The organism is Caballeronia sp. dw_19, assembly GCF_018449515.1.
In the GTDB taxonomy this organism is placed as follows: domain Bacteria; phylum Pseudomonadota; class Gammaproteobacteria; order Burkholderiales; family Burkholderiaceae; genus Caballeronia.
Window position 1 is genome coordinate 15,572 of the sequence record NZ_JAAVUQ010000017.1, and the last position, 18,553, is coordinate 34,124.

The window sequence follows — 18,553 nt, forward strand, 5'->3', positions numbered from 1 at the left end:
CGCAGTTGCTACTGTCGCAACTCTGCAACGCGTTCAACTAATTAGGTATCCAGAGGTTAATTCGAGATAACACGAATGCCTGACGGAACAAGCGTTTGAGCGAAAACGAACCCCATTTTTCGACTTATTCAAAAAGCCTTTTGTGTGCGTCTTGATGGTTGGGTTAAAAGCCAGCGCCCTAAACTTTGTTTCAGCCGAATCACGGTGTCCGGTGAAGACCGGAAACGAGTCGCCTTGGTGTTACGCAGGAAGGCGTCGCGTTATGCAACCAGTCGAGTCGTTAGACTCATTAAAGGGATCACACATGAAAAAGACTCTGATCGTCGCGGCCGTTGCCGCTTCTTTTGCGACCGCCGCAAATGCGCAGAGCAGCGTTACGTTGTACGGCCTTATCGATGCTGGTTTCAGCTATGTGAACAATGAAGCTGCTACGAACGTTGCCAAGGGCAGCGCTGCAGCATTCCGCCTGTCGAGCGGCAACCTCAACGGCAGCCGTTGGGGCCTGAGGGGCACGGAAGACCTCGGTGGCGGCATGAAGGCAATCTTCACGTTGGAAAGCGGTTTCAGCATGGGCGATGGTTCGGCGCTTCAAAAGCAGAACGGCGGCACCAACGGTACTGAGTTCGGTCGTCAGGCATTCGCAGGTATCTCGACTGCTCAGTTCGGCACGGTAACGTTGGGTCGTCAGTACGACTCCGTAGTCGACTATCTTGCCCCAATGACGGCTACCGGTAGCTGGGGTGGTACGTACTTCGCGCATCCGTTCGACAATGACAACACGCAGAACTCGTTCCGCGTCAACAATTCGGTCAAGTACCAAAGCGCGAACTACTCCGGCTTCACGTTTGGCGGTCTGTATGGCTTCTCGAACCAGGCTGGTGGATTCGGTAACAACCGTGCGTACAGCGCTGGCGCACAGTACGCAAACGGTCCGTTCAAGATTGCAGCGGCTTACCTGCAACTGCAAAATCCTGATTCCAACCTCGCTGGCGGTGCGATGACGGACAACGGCGCTGGGACGAACCTGGTGGCACAAAGTGCGGGCGCGTCAGTGCAGACGCAACGCACGTACGGTGTTGGCGGCAACTACGCGATCGGGCCGGTGACGGTTGGCGGTGCATGGACGCAAAGCCGCTTCCAGTTCGCGGTAGGCGATTCCACTGCGCGCTTCAACAACTATGAAGTGAATGCACGTTATGCACTGACGCCGGCATTGGCACTTGGCGCCGCGTATACGTACACCGACGTGAAGGGTTACACCGCCGGTCCGAACAACAACGACCACATGAAGTTCCATCAGTTTGGCTTGCAGACGGACTATTCGTTGTCGAAGCGTACGGACATCTATGCTGAAGGCATCGTTCAGCTTGGTAAGCAAGGTGCTGAAGCGCAGATTTATGGCACGAACGCCAACTCGGTTCACGGCAACCAGGTTGTGGTATCGACGGGTATCCGTCACCGCTTCTAAATTGCTGAAAGTTTGATGTTGTAACGAAAAGGCGCCGCAAGGCGCCTTTTCGCATTTCCAGCCCGGTATCGGCTACCCGGGTTCATGGGTAAAGGCTTGACAAGCAAAATGCACTACCATGGCGCGTCGATGAGCAGACGACTCGTCCGCTCGTCAGTCACCCAGGGGAGAGCAAACATGTTCACGAGATTTCGTCTGCGTAACAGCGTGTTGGGTTTGAGCATGGTGTTGATGTCGTCTGTCGCGACAATCGCGTCAAGCTCAGCTTTCGCCGATACCGTCGCTTTGCAAGCGAACCTGCAACCGTCGAGTGAAGTGCCGCCGCGCGTGAGCAAGGGTCATGGGGTGCTGAAAGCCACCTTCGACACCACCACGAAGACGCTGCAGTGGACCGTGACGTACGCTGACTTGTCGGGTCCCGCGACCATGGCCCATTTCCACGGCCCCGCGCCCGTGGGGCAGAACGCGAAGGTGCAGGTTGCTATCGACAAGAACGCGCTGCCCAGTCCAATCGCCGGCCAGGCCACGCTTTCTGAGCAACAGTCCACCGACCTGATGGCCGGGCAGTACTACTTCAATATCCACACCGAGAAGAACCCGACCGGAGAGATTCGCGGCCAGGTAATGCCGGCGAACTGACAAGGCGTTTGGTTTGCAGGACACGCGCTGCGGCCTTCTCTTCTCTATACACGGCTTCGCGAACGATCGTACTATTGACGTTCATCGAAAGAGGAGTCGCTATGAGTTGGCAAAGTGCATTGGCCTGCTGGGTTTTACGTCGCCGGATGCGACCCGAAACGGCTAAGCCGGGTATCGATGTTGCGCGAGCGCGAGCGTTGACGTCGAAGCGCGCGTGGTTGCCGAAAGTGCCGTCGGGCTGGCGTCTTGAAGAGCGATACGGCCAGGACGATGCCCCGCTTCGCGGTGAGTGGCTGTTGCCCGCTCAGCCGTCTGGCATCACGATCCTGTACCTGCATGGCGGCGGTTATTATTTTTGCTCGCCCGCGACGCATCGCGGGCTCGTGTTTCCCCTCGCGAGACGGTCGGGCGCGCGGACCTTTTCCCTCGATTACCGGCTTGCCCCCGAGCACCCGTTTCCCGCCGCGCTGGACGACACACTGACTGCTTATCGAAAGCTGTTGGCCGATGGCGTGCCGCCTGCGTCCATCGTGATAGCCGGCGATTCGGCCGGGGGCGGTCTCGCGCTCGCGACGTTGCTGGCTTTACGCGATACAGGCGATTCACTTCCCGCAGGCGCGGCGTTGTTTGCGCCGTGGACGGATCTGGCGGCGACCGGCGCGTCGGTGACGACCAACGATGGCCTCGATCCCATGTTCTACGGTCGAGCATTCGCGCCGGCGGGCAAGCTTTATACCGGCGATGCCGATGTACGTAACCCGTACGTGTCGCCACTCTATGGGCGGTTCGACGGTTTGCCGCCGCTCTTCATCCAGGTCGGCGATACCGAAGTGCTGCTTGACGATTCCACGCGCGTGGCCGAGAAAGCGCGTGCGGCCGGCGTGAACGTGGACCTCGAGATCTGGCCGAAGATGCCGCACGTCTTCCAGATGTTCGCGCCGTTTGTGCCTGAGGCGAACCGCGCGCTGGAGCGGGCGGCGGAGTTCGCGCGCCGGGTGACGGCTCCGCAAGCCGTGGAAGCATTGTAGAAAGTAGACAAGCTAGCGGTTCACTTCCCGCTCGCTATATCGATGGTCTGAAAAGCGCGCTCGACGGCCAGTTGCCCATATTCCCGCTCCAGCCGGCGCACGGTGAAATGCCCATGCGCCATCTGCTGGAAGTGATCGATGAACACCGTGTTGACCATGGCCCCGAGCACCGCGCCGATTGCCGGGATCGACTTGGCAGCAACTTGTTCGCTGACCTGCACCGAGAACCGCGACGCCACCGTCTGCAAGAACTTGAGCAACGCGGTCGAGCCGTGTCCGCTCAAACCCTTCGACGCAAGCTCGCTCGTCGCCTTCGATACCGACTGCGCCAAGGTCCCACGCACAATGAAATAGCCGATATCGGCGGCATCGTCACTCGAACTCGGGCCGCCCATGCCGAGCACCATCATGCATTGCAACTGGGTGTCGATCAGATGCACGTCTTCGCCCTCGCTGCGCGCAATGTCGCAGATCGAACGGAACATCAGCGTGGTCGTGACGGGCAATTCCACCGGCAACGCGAACAGCCCAAACGCGCCGCCCGCTGCGCCTGTTGTCGCGACGGCCAGCTTGTGCATCAGGTTGTGCGGTTTTTCGGGTGGCAGCAAGACGCCGTCAACCGTACTTTTACTCAGCGTGCGCAGCGCGAGTTGCAGGCATTTTTTGAGCGCGGCCTGGGTTGCGTCGTCGATTTTTTCCTGCGCGACGTTCGGCATCCGCGCCATCAGCTTTTCGATGGGCGAGCCAACCACGCTCGCCAGTTTCATCGTCAGCGATGGACTTTCCAGTGCTTCCTTGGCACGGCGCAAGGTCGCGAGATCTTCCTGCGAGAGGGGCGAAGCGGCGATCGGCGTCGGTTCCATGGCAATTTCAGAAAAAGGTTGAGAAGGCGTCTGGCCTTGGATTAGAGCCTTTCAGCGTGCTATGATTCACATTCTGTTGACAAGTCAATCATTGCGGTATCAAAAAATGGCCGTTCATACTGCCGAGCACCACTCTGCGGGACAAGTGCTCCCGTTTCGCGAATCGTTGATGGCGATGCTGGGCATCTGCTTCGTGACCATGCTGGTCGCACTCGATCAAACCGTGGTCGGCACGGCGTTGCCCACCATCGTCGCCGAACTCAGGGGTTTTGACCTTTACGCCTGGGTCGCTACCTCGTACTTGCTTACGTCCGTCATTACCGTGCCTATTTTCGGCCGGCTCGGCGACTATTACGGCCGCAAACCGTTCGTGATCGCGTCTATCGTCGTGTTCACCGTTGCGTCCGCGCTTTGCGGCCTCGCCAACAATATGCTGTTCCTCGTGCTCGCGCGCGGACTTCAGGGCATTGGCGGCGGCATGCTGGTCGGGACCGCGTTTGCGTGCATTGCCGATCTGTTTCCTGACTCCGTCGTGCGTCTGCGGTGGCAGGTGATGATGAGTTCGGCGTTCGGTATTGCGAACGCAGTCGGGCCCTCGCTTGGCGGGATTCTGACGCAATACTACGGCTGGCGCTCTGTGTTCTACGTAAATCTGCCGGTCGGCCTGCTGTCAGTGTTTTTCGTCTGGCGCTTCCTTCCGCACCTTCGGCACATCAAGCACGAGGGCAAGATGCGTCTGGACTGGCAAGGCGCGGGCCTGATCGCGATTGCGCTGGGTTCGTTGCAACTGTTTGTCGAAATGTTGCCGAAGCACGGCTTGTCGGCCGAGTCGTTGCTGCTGCTGGCCGCGAGCGTTGCGTCCAGCTATGCGCTCTGGAAATGGGAACGTAGCTGCGATTACGCCATTCTTCCCGTCGATATGTTCCGCAACAAGAGCCTGTCCGCGCTCTTTACGCTGGCGATTCTTGGCGGTTTCGCCATGTTTTCGCTGCTGTTTTACGCGCCTTTGCTGTTTCAGGGCGGTTTTGGCATGTCGCCGAAAGACGCCGGCCTGATGATCACGCCGCTGGTGGTGTTCATTACGATCGGCAGTATCGTGAATGGCCGGATCGTGACACGCGTGAAGAATCCCAACGCAATGTTGTTCGTCGGTTTCGCGCTGCTCGCGGTGGCGTGTCTCGGCGTGGTGATCGCCACGCGCTCAATGCCGCGTCCGCTGTTGATGATGTTCATGGTGCTGGGCGGAATGGGGCTGGGTTTTGTCATGCCGAACCTGACCGTGTTCGCGCAGTTGACCGCGGGAAGGGAGCATCTGGGGATTGCGACGGCGCTGCTGCAGTCGCTGCGCATGATTGGCGGGATGATCGGCACGGCGTTGACCGGCACGCTGATCGGCCATCTGTATGCGAGCGGGGTGCAGCTCGCGCTCGACAAGGACAGCGCCACTCACTGGCTCGGGGACCTGAGCGATCCGCAGATTCTCATCAACCACGACGCGCAAGCCACGCTGCTTTCGCAACTCGCGGCCGCGGGTCATAACGGCGCGATGCTGCTTGAATCGGCACGCGAGTCGCTGGTTGCGGCCATTCACATCGGTCTGGCGGTGGCGGCGGTTGTGGCGGTGCTGGCTGTGTGGCAATCGCGTCGCGTACCGCCGGTGCGCCTGAAGGGCGCGAAGATCGAACCGACGATTGTGGCGGAATGAGCTCGACAGCAGAAAGCAAGCACGCCGACGGCACCACCCGCACCACGGCCACGAACGACGCGCGAACGCGCAACACGGAAGTAACCAGCACCAAAGCAGTCAGCCGGGAACCACTCAGCATGGACGAGACGGAACGTATCGCCTTCATACAGCAGTTCGGGCGCACTTATCGTGCGTTCATGCAGGCGTTCGAATCGCAGGTCGGCCATCCGATGCCGCGCTGGCGCATCCTGCTCGCGCTGCACGATCATGCGGGCGAGTTGTCGCAGAAGCGGCTGGTTGAGAGGCTGCGCGTGGACCCGGGCGCGCTCACGCGGCAGTTGAAGACGCTGGAGGCGCTGGGCTGGATTGCGCGCAGTGTTGATCAGCGTGACAACCGGGTATCGAATGTGGTCCTGACCGATACCGGCCGCGCGGTCACCGAAGCCGGCATGCCGCGCCGCAATACCTTTCTTCACGAGACACTGTCGACCCTTCCCGACGACGCCGTCACCGCGCTCTCCGGCGCGCTGCGCGCGCTCGAGCAGCGCATTCAGGAAGTTGCCGCCGGAACTGCCGAACTGAACGGCCCGGGCGAGCCGGGCAGCGCCGTCTCCGACGAAGCCTAGAACGACGTTTCGATCACTTCCTTCACGCGATATTTTGTATCGACGACCAGAATCTGGCGCCATTTGTCGAAGGTGAGACAGGGGTGCGAGATGTCGAACGCGATCATGTCGCCGACCTTGATGTCGTCGCCCGGCTTGATCCGCAAGTAGGCGTGCTGATCCATCATGCCGAAGATCTCCCAGCCTTCATCGGTCGTGATGTCGCGCGGCCATTGCGTGCCCGGACGGAAATGGCGAGCGGGCTCGGGCATGCCGGCGTCGAAGGCGGCATCGCGTTTTCCCAGGCCGATGATCACGCGATCCGGCTCCGGAATCGATTGCACATAGGCCCACAATTGCAGCGCCGGTTTCAACCCTTCGCCCATTTTCTTCGCAATCGGGTTGCGCGCGAAAATCTCGTTCTGCGCTTTCTTGTACACACCCACGTCGTGCGTCAGATAACAGCCCGGACGCAGGATCACTTCGATTGCATCGCTATTCGCTTTCGCGAATTCATCGGCGACGACGTCGTACCACGCCGATCCCGCGCCCGACAGAATGGCCGGCTTGCGTTCGATCTTGCCGTCGGCGACCAGCGCACGCGTCACCTCCACCGCGTTCTGTAGAAACGCCCGTACCTTCGATTCGTCCTGCAGCACGCCTTCGTAAATCTCGACGCCGGTGAGCTTCACGGCATTGGGCCAGCGTGCGATTGCGGCCAGCACCGCGTCGCGCTGCGCGTCGTCGCGAATGCCGGTTCGGCCGCCCGCTACGCCCAGTTCCAGCAGCACGTTCACCTGCTTGTTCACATCGCTGAAAAACGTGCCGAGCTGATCGACGTTGTCCGCCGAATCAACGAGGCAATGGAACTCAAAATTGGGATCGGTCAGCAATTCCGCGATCATGCCCATGTTGCGCTTGCCGACCAATTGGTTCGCCATCAGCACACGATGCACACCGCCGCGATACGCCGCCCGCACTTGATGCGCGGTGGCAAGCGTAATGCCCCACGCGCCGGCTTCCAACTGGCGTCGAAACAATTGCGGCGCCATGGTCGTCTTGCCGTGCGGTGCGAGATTTACGCCATATTCCGCCACGAACGCCTGCATCCACTTCAGGTTGTGCTCGATCCGGTCCGCGTACAGCACGGCGGCCGGCAGGCTCACGTCCTCGTCCAGCAGATTCCAGTCAAGGCGCGCGGCATCCACCAGATGCACGCTGACACCCGGCACCATGCCCAGACCCTTGCCGAAAGGGTCGATTGTCGCGCTTTGATAGTTTGTAACTTTCATGTGCTGCTACTCCATCGTTCGGTTGTATAGAGTCGGGGGCTTGTTTTGTTGGGTTCGATTTATATCGAGATTGACGCGACAATGGTACAGAAAGTACGATGCTTCAGACATTGTTATTTAGTACCAAGCGCTCCGAAAGGGTTTTCATGAACGTGTCGTCCGAACCGCCAGCCTTCGATATCGTCGCCCGGATTGCCGAGCGCGCGCCCGAATTGCGTTCGGCGGAACGGAAGGTCGCGGCGCTCATTCTCGACGATTTGACCGGCGCATCGCGCGCCAGCATTGGTGCGCTCGCAAAAAAAGCCGAGGTCAGCATTGCGACCGTGACGCGTTTTGCGAAGGCGGTCGGATGCCATGACGTGCGCGAGCTTAAATTGCGGCTGGCTCAGGCGGCGGCGGTCGGCCAGCGGTTCTTGCGCGGCGGTTCGTACGATGAAACCGGTGCCGATGATCCCGCCGATTCACTCGCCGCCCGTATTTTCGACGATATCCAGACCACGCTCGCCCACAATCGCGGCGCGTTGCGAGCGGCGCCTATTGCCGCCGCTGCCGATGCGCTCGCCGATGCACAGATGATCTACGTGTTCGGCATGGGCGGCGGGTCGACCGCTTTAGCCGATGAAATGCGCTTCCGTCTGGTTCGGCTGGGCCGGCCGGTGGCGTCGTATCAGGATGGTTTGCTGCAACGGATGGTCGCCGCGACGCTCTCGCGTGAGCATGTGGTGGTGGCTTTATCGGTGACGGGGCAGACGCCCGAGATGGTGGAGAGTTGCCGGATCGCGCGGGAATATGGCGCGCGGGTGATCGCGCTGACCGCGCCCGCGTCGCCGCTCGCGCAACTGGCCAACTGGCTGATCCCGATCATCGCGAACGAAACTGATTTTATTTACAAGCCTTCGACGTCCCGCTACGCCATGTTGATGGCGCTCGACCTGCTCGTCACTGAACTTGCCGTGAAGCAAGGCGATACGAGCCGCGAGCTTTTGCGGCGCATGAAACATGCGCTGGACGCGTATCGAGGCGGCGGGGTCGATGAACGTCAGCCGTTGGGCGATTAACCTGCGCTCAAACAACGCGCGAATAGTGAGGGGATAGAGCATGGCATCGGATGGAGAACACGTCGATACGCTGATCAAAGGCGCGCGGGTGATCGACGGAACTGGTGCGCCGGCGGTTCAGCGCGATGTGGCGGTGAAAGATGGCCGGATCGTGGCGATTGGCGAGCTAACTGGCTGGACGGCCGAGAACGTCGTGGAGGCGGAAGGGCGCGTGCTGGCGCCAGGTTTTATCGATGTCCATACGCACGACGATACCCACGTCATTCGGTCCCCGCAGATGCTGCCGAAGCTATCGCAGGGTGTGACGACGGTGATTGTCGGCAATTGCGGCATCAGCGCGTCGCCGGTGACGTTGAAGGGCGATCCGCCCGATCCGATGAATTTATTAGGGGAGCGGGGCGATTTCTCTTATCCGACCTTCGCGGCTTATATCGACGCGGTGAACGAGGCGCGGCCGGCCGTGAATGTGGGCGCGTTGATCGGGCACACGGCGTTGCGCAACAACCATATGGACCGGCTGGATCGCGGTGCTTCCGCGCAGGAAATCGATGGCATGCGCGCGCAGTTGGAAGAAGCGTTGTCGCACGGGGCGCTGGGGTTGAGCAGCGGTCTTGCTTATGGCTCGGCGTTTAGTGCACCGCCGGAAGAAGTGATGGCGCTGGCGGAACCTTTGGCCCACGCCGGCGCGTTGTACACCACGCACATGCGCACCGAATTCGACGCCATTCTCGACGCGATGGGCGAGGCGTATCGGGTGGGCAAACACGCGCGCGTGCCTGTCGTGATCTCGCATTTGAAGTGCGCGGGGCCATCGAACTGGGGGCGCAGCGCCGAGGTGTTGAAGTCGCTTGAAAATACGCGCGAGGATCAGCCAGTCGGGTGCGATTGTTATCCGTACAACCGGAGTTCATCAACGCTCGATTTGAAGCAGGTGACCGGCGATATCGAGATCACGATCACGTGGTCGGAGCCGCATCCGGAGATGGCCGGGAAGTTGATCTCGGGAATCTCGGCGGAGTGGGGCGTGACGCAGCAGGAGGCGGGCAGGCGCTTGCAGCCGGCGGGGGCGGTTTATCACAACATGTCGGAGGACGACGTGCGGCGGATCCTGTCGCATCCCGCAACAATGGTCGGTTCCGATGGCTTACCGAATGATCCGCTGCCGCATCCGCGGTTATGGGGCGCGTTTCCGCGAGTGTTGGGGCATTACGCGCGGGATACGTCGCTGATCGCGCTCGAAGAAGCGGTGCGGAAGATGACGGGGTTATCGGCGCGGCGGTTTGGGTTGTCGGAGCGCGGTCAGATTCAAGTGGGATATCACGCGGACCTGGTGCTCTTCGATGCCGACAAGGTTAGTGACACCGCAACGTTCGCCGAGCCTCGACAGGCGGCTGACGGTATCGATGCGGTTTGGGTGAATGGGGTGCTTTCGTATCTCGATGGTGCTGTGACGGGATTGAGAGCGGGACATTTTGTGGCGCGTGGCGAGGGTTCCAGACTCGACGCGCTTGGGCACTTTTGATTAACGTTGAGGATGTGCAATGAAACGATATGGCGTGGAAGGTGGTAAAGGACAAGGCGGCGCGGTCATGCCGTTTTCGCGGGCCGTTGAAGCGGACGGATGGCTGTTTGTTTCCGGCCAGACGCCGATGGAAAATGGCGAAGTGATTGAAGGCGGGATTGTGGCCCAATCGCACAAGGCTATTCAGAATGTTTTCGCGATTTTGAAGGAAGCTGGGTATGGCGCGGAGCATGTCGTGCGTTGCGGCGTCTGGCTTGACGATCCGCGGGATTTTGCGTCGTTTAACAAGGTATTCAAAGAGTACTTCGGGGAACATCCGCCAGCACGCGCTTGCGTGGTTTCATCGATGGTGATCGATTGCAAGGTCGAAGTGGATTGCGTGGCTTATAGGAAGGCCGGCTAAGTAAAAGCTGATTTATATAAATCAGAGTGCATCCGCGAAGGTGAATGTCCGGATGCACAAAATGAAAAAGTCTTTTTCAGGTGCAGTTTGATTTTTTTCAGCGAACATGGCGAAATGGCTTTTGCGGGTTATAGTCCCCTGTCAAAGTAATACGTCGACGTTTCAAATAATCAAACGGACACGATCTTGTGCCACACAATTCGCAATATTCGCTATCTGATGTTTGTGCTGGCGGGGCTATTTTCGACAAAGGTATTTTCTGCATATAGTGACTGCACTGCTCCGCTGCCAGCGTTTGTCAACTTGCCATCAGTTTCCGTGCCGACTAACCTGGCAGTCGGACAAGATATTCCTGGCGCGAAGGCCAGTTTTTCTATCACCATTACCTGTACAAATAAATTCAATGGAACCGTGCATTGGTACGCACAAGTGTCCGGGTTGTCTGCCGCACTGGTGGATGGATATTCGGATGTATATATGTTTCCGGGGATAACGCAAGGGATCGGCTTCCGGATGCGCGCGATTGATGGAACAGTCATGAAGCCCATTTCGTACAGCGGCACATCAAATACGTTCGATTTCGGTGTGGCACAAACTGGCGTGAGCGTGCTCCAGGGATCATTCGAACTAGTTAAGACCGCTAGCGCCGTCGCGGCGGGGTCTTTCAAATTTGGCGCATATGTCAGCGCGCCAAGCACCGAGTATGCGAATGGTGGTAGCGGATCGAATAGTCTTTTGAGTTGGGGCTATACCATCAACCCGGTGACAGTCGCCGCGTGCTCCGTCGTAAAATCAGATATTGCGGTGCCGCTGCAAAATGTGCATGTTTCCGAATTGCCGGCTCCAGGTTCCATTGCCTATCCAACGAATTTTGGAATAGATCTTCGGTGTGAAAGCAATGCCAGGCCTCAAATCACTTTGACAGATGCGGCCACACCGCTAAATCAATCTACGGAGCTGACGCTCGCCCCCGGTTCTACTGCTTCAGGCATCGCAATTCAGATTCTTTATAATGACGCACTGGTACGCCTGGGACCTGCTCCAATCTTCTACACGGGATCGGGCGCTGCGATTACCAATTCGCTGGATTTAGGCACTGTTTCCGGTGGTATTCATCTTCCATTCACGGCGAGATATATACGGACCGGCAATTTAACGCCCGGGAGTGTGCTCGGGAGAGCTACCTTCACCTTTACGTATCAATAGTGGTTACTGCCGCGCCAACCGTGCGTTATCCGGCAGTGGCAAATTAAAGTTGGTCCGAAACGGATTGATATCCAAGCCGCCGCGCCGTGTATATCGTGCATATACGGCAAGGCGTTCCGGTTTGCATTCACGCATCACATCCAGAAATATCTGCTCAACGCATTGCTCATGAAACCCGGTATGTTCACGATAAGAAATGATATATCGCAGCAATCCCGCATGATCAATTGGCGCACCGACATAACGAATCTGCACACTGCCCCAATCCGGCTGCCCGGTCACCGGACAATTCGATTTCAGCAGATTGGAAAACAGCGTTTCATCAACCGGCGATTCGCCAAACGAAGTGCGCAAAAGCGAAGGATCAGGAGAATAAACATAGGTATCCAGATCCAGCCGATCCAGCGATAAACCTTCAAACTCTTCCATCTTGAGCTTCACGCCAAACTCATAAGGCGCGACAAGCTGCACGGACACGTTCGCACCGCAGACCGCGGAAACGTCCTTGCGAATCGCCGCACGAACCTCATCGATAGAATCAAACGCCGTCTGTGAGAAAGATCCCAGATACAGCTTGAATGATTTCGACTCCACAATATTCGGCGAATCCGCCGGCACGATAAACGTTGCCACCGCGATCTGCGGCTTGCCCTTGCGGTTGAGCCAAGACAGTTCGTAGGCGTTCCAGATATCGGTGCCGAAAAACGGTAGCGGACCCGTGAGACCGAGCGCGTCGCGCCCCGACTTTCGGCCGATGGGAAAAAGCAACGCCGGATCGTACCGTTCGAAGTACTGGACCGGCTTGCCAAGGGGGGAGTGTTCGGGCGTATTCATTATTCGTTCGATATGCCGCTCGGGACGTGCCCCGTCGCTGTCACGACGCGGGCCGACTCGCAATGGCCAATTTGGTCGTCGAAGAAAAAGTCGGGTTCGAACTTGCCCAGGAACGGGCCTTTGTCCAATCCACCGAGGAACATCGCTTCGTCGATTTCGATGTTCCAGTCCATCAACGTCCGGATCGCCCGCTCGTGCGCCGGCGCCGATCGCGCCGTGACCAGCGCCGTGCGAATCCGCATCCGCGTGGTGTCGTGGCCGTTGCGGGTATTGCCCGTGGCGTTGGTCACCGCTGCGCTCTTGCCGTGGCCCAAATGCTCAGACATCTCAGCTTCCAGAGCCCGCTCGACCAACATCTTGGTGAGCTGCTTGAGCAGGCCATTCTCGCCAATCAAATCCTCAGGCTTCTGATAGTTCGCCAACAGGCTGTCCGCCAGTTTTACCAACTCAGGATCGGGCTTTACTCGTTTAATACGCTTCGCTACGGTCATCGCTGCTCCTAGATGCTGGCAGTCTCCTGCCAAATGACCGTTTACACAAAACTAATTACACCCCCAAATATTTTTTTCGCATGATCCGGATGACGATGTGAACGTCGTAAAAAGGGACCAGCGTGATCACTTAAGATATCTACACCCGTAGCGCTTGGCGCCTTCACTTTCACGAGCTACCTTTCCGTGGCGAACACGGAATATGCCAACAGCGGAAGTGCGGGCGCAGGCAGGTTAAATTTATAGTTATACGATAAGTTCCGCGACTGTTCCTGCCCGCAAAGTCTTGGGCGTCGATAACGCCGTACCGCTTCAGAATGTTCATGTGCCGGAACTTGCCGCCGTAGGATCTACCGCTTACCCGACCGCCTTTGGAATTGACTTGAGTTGCGACGGGAGCGCAAATCCGCAAATAACGCTTACCGATGTTGCGAATCCGTCAAATCAAACAACCGAATTAACGCTTGTGCCCGGATCGACAGGCACCGGCTTCAAGACCTAAGTTACCCTCCGTTTTATCTGCTTCCTTATTGTGATTTTTCTGAATAAAAATTTCGGAAAATATTGTCAAGCTAGAAATCGATAATAATAAATTTCAGCGCAGATGGCATGTTCGCTTGAAACCGGGTAATGACTCTGAGCCGTGGTGAAATAAGATTGTCATTGGTCGGGTACGTGTGGCGATGAAATACGGGTCCAGATGAATTCCGAATGTGACAATGCATATTGAGTTTGACGCCGATATTGCAACAAACAAGTTGCAAACGGGAATAAAAAGTAATGCTTGGCTTGGGTGTATCGAACACTGTACTTAAGAGTTTTCTTGTTTTGTACGAATGAGTCTATTTTTCGTGTAATCATTAAAAAACCAATGTAAGCTATTTCGACATTCTCCAGATCACGAACAAGATGACCGAAATTAATAAAGAAATAAAGCTGTATACCGTCGGCGCTGCCCAGTATTTGCTGACTTCCGGCATGGACATGATTAATTCTCACCTTAGAGAAGGAAAGGTTTGGGAATCACCAACATTGCAGATATCTGAGCTTCTGTTGGAGAATACGAAGAATCCAGTTGTTCTTGATATTGGTGCTAATCTGGGCGCTTATGCTGTTCCTATTGGAATGTACATAAAAGGCAAAAACGGTCAGCTCCACGCGTTTGAGCCACAACGCCAAGTGTTTTACCAACTGTGTGGAAACTTTTTCTCTAATCACCTGACACATTGCTATGCTCATAACATGGCTATCGGCGATTATGACGGTAGCATTGACGTCCCTGTGCTTGATTTGACGATAGAAAAAAATGTCGGATCGCTGTCGCTTGATCCAAGCATACGTCTTGAGCAGAAAATGCTAAGTACGGTGCCAACTGAAATCGAGAAAGTACGAATTTCCACTCTCAATACGCTAAATTTGCCTTACGCAAGTTTAATCAAGATTGATGTTGAAGGGCTTGAACTTGAAGTGCTAAAAGGTTCTAGAAAGTGGCTTGAACTTTCTGGGTTCCCACCAATTTTATATGAGGTATGGGGGGACTATATGAAGGGGCAGGCAGGAAAGCGAAACCGCTTGATGAGCCTGGTGCAGAAGGGGCTTGGTTACGAGACAGTGATGCTTGGCGAGCTATGTATTGCCCAGCACCCCAGCAGAAAAATATTAGACATAAAAAAGGACGCGGCCAACGCGCTGTCTATAAGACGACTTGATGTATAAGGCGGTCAATGTTTCTGTTCCGCCGTGATGCGCTGACACAGTGAGCTTCGCGACGTGCGACCTGCGGTGTTGGTCGCGAATAGCGGACTGCCGCAGGCGGAGCATACTCCGCCTGCGATAGGAATAAGGTCAATCTACTGCCGCGCGAGACGCGCGTTATCCGGCAGTGGAAGATTGAAGTTGGTCCGGAACGGGTTGATATCCAGTCCGCCTCGCCGTGTATATCGGGCATAGACGGCTAATCTTTCCGGTTTGCATTCACGCATCACATCCAGAAATATCTGCTCAACGCATTGTTCATGAAACCCGGTATGTTCACGATAAGAAATGATATATCGCAGTAATCCCGCATGATCGATCGGCGCACCGACATAGCGAATCTGCACGCTGCCCCAATCCGGCTGCCCGGTCACCGGACAATTCGATTTCAGCAGATTGGAAAACAGCGTCTCATCAACCGGCGATTCACCAAAAGATGCACGCAGTAACGAGGGGTCGGGGGCATAAACATCGGTATCCAGATCCAGCCGATCCAGCGATAAACCTTCAAACTCTTCCATCTTGAGCTTCACGCCAAACTCATAAGGCGCGACAAGCTGCACGGACACGTTCGCACCGCAGACCGCGGAAACGTCCTTGCGAATCGCCGCACGAACCTCATCGATAGAATCAAACGCCGTCTGTGAGAAAGATCCCAGATACAGCTTGAATGATTTCGACTCCACAATATTCGGCGAATCCGCCGGCACGATAAACGTTGCCACCGCGATCTGCGGTTTGCCCTTACGGTTGAGCCACGACAGTTCGTAGGCGTTCCAGATATCGGTGCCGAAGAACGGTAGCGGACCCGTGAGACCGAGCGCGTCGCGCCCCGGCTTTCGGCCGATGGGAAAAAGCAGCGCCGGATCGTACCGTTCGAAGTACTGGACCGGCTTGCCAAGGGGTGAGTGTTCGGGCGTATTCATTATTCGTTCGATATGCCGCTCGGGACGTGCCCCGTCGCTGTCACGACGCGGGCCGACTCGCAATGGCCAATTTGGTCGTCGAAGAAAAAGTCGGGTTCGAACTTGCCCAGGAACGGGCCTTTGTCCAATCCACCGAGGAACATCGCTTCGTCGATTTCGATGTTCCAGTCCATCAACGTCCGGATCGCCCGCTCGTGCGCCGGCGCGGATCGCGCTGTCACAAGCGCCGTGCGAATCCGCATCCGCGTGGTGTCGTGGCTAAGTTTTTGCAGCTTGTGAAGCGCTTCCAGCAACGGTTTCAACGGGCCGTTCGCCAACGCCAGGTCTTTCTTGCCGACTTCGTGCGCCACAAACGCGGGCAAGCCTTGCGCCTGGAACACTTGCTCGGCTTCGTCGGAGAAAAGCACGGCATCGCCGTCGAAAGCAATCCGAATTTCGTCAGGATACCGGCTCGCGGCAAGCGGCGCTCGCGGCACGACCGTCGCGGCGGGAAAGCCGGCGGCGAGGGCGGCGCGGACATCGGTGGAATTCGCGGATAGGAACAAGGAGGCTCGGAACGGCTCCAGATACCGGAACGGCGATTCACCGCGCGTAAAGACCCCGCGCTCGATCGCCAAGCCGTGTTCCTTGCACGAACTGAACGCGCGCAAACCGCTGATGGGATCACTACGCGACAAGATCACGACTTCCACGCGCCGCTCGCTGTCCACGTTCAACGCGAGCAACTTCTCGATCAGCGAGAACGCGATACCGGGTTTAGCCGGAACATGAAGCCGCGAACGCTGCAGCGCCTCGTATTCGCGCAAGTCACCGGTTTCATAGACTTCGTTCTCTTCTTCGAAATCAAACAGCGCCCGCGATGAAATCGCGACCACCAGCTTGTCGTCCAGCGTGAAAGCCATGCGAAACATCCGCCCGTCAGGCCAGGAACAGTTTGTACACGGGGTTCGCGCCTTCGTCCCACCACTGATAACCCAAGGTCGCAAGGAATTGCCCGAACGCCGCGTTCTCCGTCGCCGGCACTTGAACGCCAACGAGAATCGAACTCGTATCCGCGCCTTGATTCCGGTAGTGGAACAGGCTGATATTCCAGTTCGGCGCCATCGACGACAGGAATTTCATCAGCGCGCCCGGGCGCTCGGGGAATTCGAAACGCAGCAGCCTTTCGTCTTGCGCGAGCGGCGAATGGCCGCCCACCATGTAGCGGATATGTTGCTTCGACAACTCGTCGTGGCTGAGATCGACCGTAGCAAATCCGTGTTCGATAAACGCGTTCGCCATCTGCACCGCTTCGCCGCGCGTCTTGATCTGCACGCCAACGAAGATATGGGCGGCGTGGGCATCGGCGATCCGATAGTTGAACTCGGTCACGCTGCGTGTTCCGACCAGTTCGCAAAACCGTTTGAAGCTGCCACGCTCTTCCGGAATGGTCACCGCGAACACGGCTTCGCGCGCTTCGCCCACTTCGGCGCGTTCGGCGACAAAACGCATCCGGTCGAAGTTCATGTTCGCGCCGGACGTCACGGCGACCAGCGTCTGCGCTTCCAGCCCATCGCGCTCCGCGTATAGCTTTGCACCCGCAACCGCCAGCGCGCCCGACGGTTCCAGCACGCTGCGCGTGTCCTGGAAGACGTCCTTGATCGCGGCACAGAGAGCGTCGGTGTCCACCGTAATGACTTCGTCGAGCAATTCGCGGCACAGCCGGAATGTTTCCTCGCCGACGAGTTTCACCGCGGTGCCATCGGCGAACAGCCCGACTTCGGCCAGCGTGACGCGTTCGCCTGCCGCGATGGATTGCTTCATCGCGCACGAGTCGATGGCTTGCACGCCGATGACGCGGATCTCCGGGCGCACCGCTTTGACGTACGCCGCGACGCCGGCTGCGAGCCCGCCGCCGCCGATGGGGACGAAGATGGCGTGGATCGGGCCTTGGTGCTGGCGCAGGATTTCCATCGCGACGGTGCCTTGGCCGGCGATGACGTCGGGGTCATCGAAAGGATGAACGAAGGTCAGGCCACGTTCTGCCTGCAACTTGACGGCGTGGCCGTATGCGTCGCTATAGGATTCGCCGTGCTGGACGATTTCCACGGTCGGGCCGCCGAACGCTCGCATGGCGTCGATCTTGACCTGGGGCGTGGTGACCGGCACGACGATGACGGCTTTGCAGCCGAGCCGCGTGGCCGAATAAGCGACGCCTTGAGCATGATTTCCCGCCGATGCCGTAATCACGCCGCGTGCCAGCACGTCAGAGGAAAGCTGCACCATCTTGTTGTACGCGCCGCGAATCTTGAACGAGAACACCGGTTGGTTGTCTTCGCGCTTCAGGTAGACCGAGTTGTGCAGCCGCGTGGACAAATTGCGGGCGGGTTCGAGTTCGCTTTCGCGGGCGACGTCGTAGACGCGCGCGGTCAGGACTTTCTTGAGGTAATCGGGGTATGTCATTGCGGAGCCGTTCGCGCGCGGCTTTGCGCGCCATTTTTTGTGAGCGAAAACGTTGATAATAGCGTAGGGGCTCGCTGGCGCTCGGGTTTTGGGGCTTTTGGGGCTTTTGGGGGGCGTTGGTTCTGGGGGGAGCGGTCGGGGTCGGTGCTGGGTTGCTAGGTTCTGGGTTAGCGGTTCTGGGTCTATGCCGGGTTGGTGCTTTCGGCCGTGGTGGTCTGCGAGAGTCGGATTTTCTCATTATCACTGTTAGCCACTGTGCGTGGCGGCACGTCATTTCTTTGTCCAAAGCGACAAAGAAACGAAGCAAAGAAAGCGCTTTCAACCACGCTACCCT

The 18,553-nt window shown here is 57.7% G+C and carries 17 protein-coding genes; 10 read left to right on the forward strand and 7 right to left on the reverse strand.

What is annotated here, in order from left to right; genetic code table 11:
- The first annotated feature begins 304 nt into the window (after window positions 1-304).
- The 3 genes from HB376_RS21960 (at window position 305) to HB376_RS21970 (ending at window position 3,135) form a co-directional block, all read left to right on the forward strand.
- The gene (locus tag HB376_RS21960) at window positions 305-1,468 is read left to right on the forward strand and encodes a porin (RefSeq protein ID WP_213765783.1); all 1,164 of its coding nucleotides are present in this window, start codon (window positions 305-307) and stop codon (window positions 1,466-1,468) included.
- A gap of 222 nt (window positions 1,469-1,690) precedes the next feature.
- Window positions 1,691-2,107: a CHRD domain-containing protein gene (locus HB376_RS21965; RefSeq protein WP_255631501.1), complete on the forward strand. Its 417-nt coding sequence runs from the start codon at window positions 1,691-1,693 to the stop codon at window positions 2,105-2,107.
- 101 nt (window positions 2,108-2,208) lie between these two features.
- Window positions 2,209-3,135 (forward strand): alpha/beta hydrolase, encoded by a 927-nt coding sequence (locus HB376_RS21970; protein ID WP_213765785.1) that lies wholly within the window; start codon window positions 2,209-2,211, stop codon window positions 3,133-3,135.
- A gap of 20 nt (window positions 3,136-3,155) precedes the next feature.
- On the opposite strand, the gene HB376_RS21975 is transcribed toward HB376_RS21970, so the two are convergent.
- On the reverse strand, window positions 3,156-3,998 hold the full coding sequence (locus HB376_RS21975) for an EcsC family protein (protein ID WP_213765786.1): 843 nt from the start codon (window positions 3,996-3,998) through the stop codon (window positions 3,156-3,158).
- A gap of 106 nt (window positions 3,999-4,104) precedes the next feature.
- On the opposite strand from HB376_RS21975, the gene HB376_RS21980 reads away from it, so the two are divergent.
- Window positions 4,105-5,703, forward strand: a complete 1,599-nt coding sequence (locus tag HB376_RS21980) for an MDR family MFS transporter (protein WP_213765787.1) — start codon at window positions 4,105-4,107, stop codon at window positions 5,701-5,703.
- A gap of 119 nt (window positions 5,704-5,822) precedes the next feature.
- Window positions 5,823-6,311, forward strand: a complete 489-nt coding sequence (locus tag HB376_RS21985; RefSeq protein WP_213765904.1) for a MarR family winged helix-turn-helix transcriptional regulator — start codon at window positions 5,823-5,825, stop codon at window positions 6,309-6,311.
- Here HB376_RS21985 and HB376_RS21990 read toward each other — a convergent pair.
- Complete coding sequence (locus HB376_RS21990) at window positions 6,308-7,582, reverse strand: amino acid deaminase (protein ID WP_213765788.1); 1,275 nt, start codon at window positions 7,580-7,582, stop codon at window positions 6,308-6,310. The genes HB376_RS21985 and HB376_RS21990 overlap by 4 nt on opposite strands.
- A 146-nt stretch (window positions 7,583-7,728) precedes the next feature.
- On the opposite strand from HB376_RS21990, the gene HB376_RS21995 reads away from it, so the two are divergent.
- The 4 genes from HB376_RS21995 (at window position 7,729) to HB376_RS22010 (ending at window position 11,771) form a co-directional block, all read left to right on the forward strand.
- A complete protein-coding gene (locus HB376_RS21995; protein WP_213765789.1) occupies window positions 7,729-8,640 on the forward strand; it encodes a MurR/RpiR family transcriptional regulator in 912 nt (303 codons plus the stop codon).
- 40 nt (window positions 8,641-8,680) lie between these two features.
- On the forward strand, window positions 8,681-10,162 hold the full coding sequence (locus HB376_RS22000; protein WP_213765790.1) for a D-aminoacylase: 1,482 nt from the start codon (window positions 8,681-8,683) through the stop codon (window positions 10,160-10,162).
- A gap of 19 nt (window positions 10,163-10,181) precedes the next feature.
- On the forward strand, window positions 10,182-10,565 hold the full coding sequence (locus tag HB376_RS22005) for a Rid family hydrolase (RefSeq protein ID WP_213765791.1): 384 nt from the start codon (window positions 10,182-10,184) through the stop codon (window positions 10,563-10,565).
- Window positions 10,566-10,751: 186 nt separating this feature from the next.
- Entirely contained in the window at window positions 10,752-11,771 is a 1,020-nt protein-coding gene (locus HB376_RS22010; RefSeq protein WP_213765792.1) for a fimbrial protein, read from the forward strand.
- A 3-nt stretch (window positions 11,772-11,774) separates the two neighbouring features.
- Here HB376_RS22010 and queF (HB376_RS22015) read toward each other — a convergent pair whose 3' ends face one another.
- Together queF (HB376_RS22015) and HB376_RS41145 are read right to left on the reverse strand one after the other, a co-directional pair.
- Window positions 11,775-12,605 carry an NADPH-dependent 7-cyano-7-deazaguanine reductase QueF gene (gene queF / locus HB376_RS22015; protein ID WP_213765793.1) on the reverse strand — a complete coding sequence of 277 codons (831 nt, stop codon included), beginning with the start codon at window positions 12,603-12,605 and terminating at the stop codon, window positions 11,775-11,777.
- On the reverse strand, window positions 12,605-13,096 hold the full coding sequence (locus tag HB376_RS41145) for a 5'-nucleotidase (protein WP_255631496.1): 492 nt from the start codon (window positions 13,094-13,096) through the stop codon (window positions 12,605-12,607). Before HB376_RS41145 ends, queF (HB376_RS22015) begins: the two co-directional genes overlap by 1 nt.
- Before the next feature lie 909 nt (window positions 13,097-14,005).
- Between HB376_RS41145 and HB376_RS22030 the strand changes: the two genes are divergently transcribed.
- Window positions 14,006-14,812, forward strand: a complete 807-nt coding sequence (locus tag HB376_RS22030) for an FkbM family methyltransferase (protein WP_213765794.1) — start codon at window positions 14,006-14,008, stop codon at window positions 14,810-14,812.
- 134 nt (window positions 14,813-14,946) lie between these two features.
- On the opposite strand, the gene queF (HB376_RS22035) is transcribed toward HB376_RS22030, so the two are convergent.
- The 3 genes from queF (HB376_RS22035) to ilvA are packed head-to-tail and all read right to left on the reverse strand — an operon-like array spanning window position 14,947 to window position 18,219.
- Complete coding sequence (gene queF, locus HB376_RS22035) at window positions 14,947-15,777, reverse strand: NADPH-dependent 7-cyano-7-deazaguanine reductase QueF (RefSeq protein ID WP_213765795.1); 831 nt, start codon at window positions 15,775-15,777, stop codon at window positions 14,947-14,949.
- Entirely contained in the window at window positions 15,777-16,679 is a 903-nt protein-coding gene (locus HB376_RS22040) for a 5'-nucleotidase (RefSeq protein WP_213765796.1), read from the reverse strand. Before HB376_RS22040 ends, queF (HB376_RS22035) begins: the two co-directional genes overlap by 1 nt.
- A gap of 16 nt (window positions 16,680-16,695) precedes the next feature.
- Complete coding sequence (ilvA, locus tag HB376_RS22045; RefSeq protein WP_213765797.1) at window positions 16,696-18,219, reverse strand: threonine ammonia-lyase, biosynthetic; 1,524 nt, start codon at window positions 18,217-18,219, stop codon at window positions 16,696-16,698.
- Between the last annotated feature and the right edge of the window lie 334 nt (window positions 18,220-18,553).

Bases quoted from the DNA above. Each gene is read 5' to 3' on its own strand.
- HB376_RS21960 (WP_213765783.1), top strand. From the start codon at position 305: ATGAAAAAGACTCTGATCGTCGCGGCCGTTGCCGCTTCTTTTGCGACC.
- HB376_RS21965 (WP_255631501.1), top strand. From the start codon at position 1,691: ATGGTGTTGATGTCGTCTGTCGCGACAATCGCGTCAAGCTCAGCTTTC.
- HB376_RS21970 (WP_213765785.1), top strand. From the start codon at position 2,209: ATGAGTTGGCAAAGTGCATTGGCCTGCTGGGTTTTACGTCGCCGGATG.
- HB376_RS21975 (WP_213765786.1), bottom strand. From the start codon at position 3,998: ATGGAACCGACGCCGATCGCCGCTTCGCCCCTCTCGCAGGAAGATCTC.
- HB376_RS21980 (WP_213765787.1), top strand. From the start codon at position 4,105: ATGGCCGTTCATACTGCCGAGCACCACTCTGCGGGACAAGTGCTCCCG.
- HB376_RS21985 (WP_213765904.1), top strand. From the start codon at position 5,823: ATGGACGAGACGGAACGTATCGCCTTCATACAGCAGTTCGGGCGCACT.
- HB376_RS21990 (WP_213765788.1), bottom strand. From the start codon at position 7,582: ATGAAAGTTACAAACTATCAAAGCGCGACAATCGACCCTTTCGGCAAG.
- HB376_RS21995 (WP_213765789.1), top strand. From the start codon at position 7,729: ATGAACGTGTCGTCCGAACCGCCAGCCTTCGATATCGTCGCCCGGATT.
- HB376_RS22000 (WP_213765790.1), top strand. From the start codon at position 8,681: ATGGCATCGGATGGAGAACACGTCGATACGCTGATCAAAGGCGCGCGG.
- HB376_RS22005 (WP_213765791.1), top strand. From the start codon at position 10,182: ATGAAACGATATGGCGTGGAAGGTGGTAAAGGACAAGGCGGCGCGGTC.
- queF (WP_213765793.1), bottom strand. From the start codon at position 12,605: ATGAATACGCCCGAACACTCCCCCCTTGGCAAGCCGGTCCAGTACTTC.
- HB376_RS41145 (WP_255631496.1), bottom strand. From the start codon at position 13,096: ATGACCGTAGCGAAGCGTATTAAACGAGTAAAGCCCGATCCTGAGTTG.
- HB376_RS22030 (WP_213765794.1), top strand. From the start codon at position 14,006: ATGACCGAAATTAATAAAGAAATAAAGCTGTATACCGTCGGCGCTGCC.
- queF (WP_213765795.1), bottom strand. From the start codon at position 15,777: ATGAATACGCCCGAACACTCACCCCTTGGCAAGCCGGTCCAGTACTTC.
- HB376_RS22040 (WP_213765796.1), bottom strand. From the start codon at position 16,679: ATGGCTTTCACGCTGGACGACAAGCTGGTGGTCGCGATTTCATCGCGG.
- ilvA (WP_213765797.1), bottom strand. From the start codon at position 18,219: ATGACATACCCCGATTACCTCAAGAAAGTCCTGACCGCGCGCGTCTAC.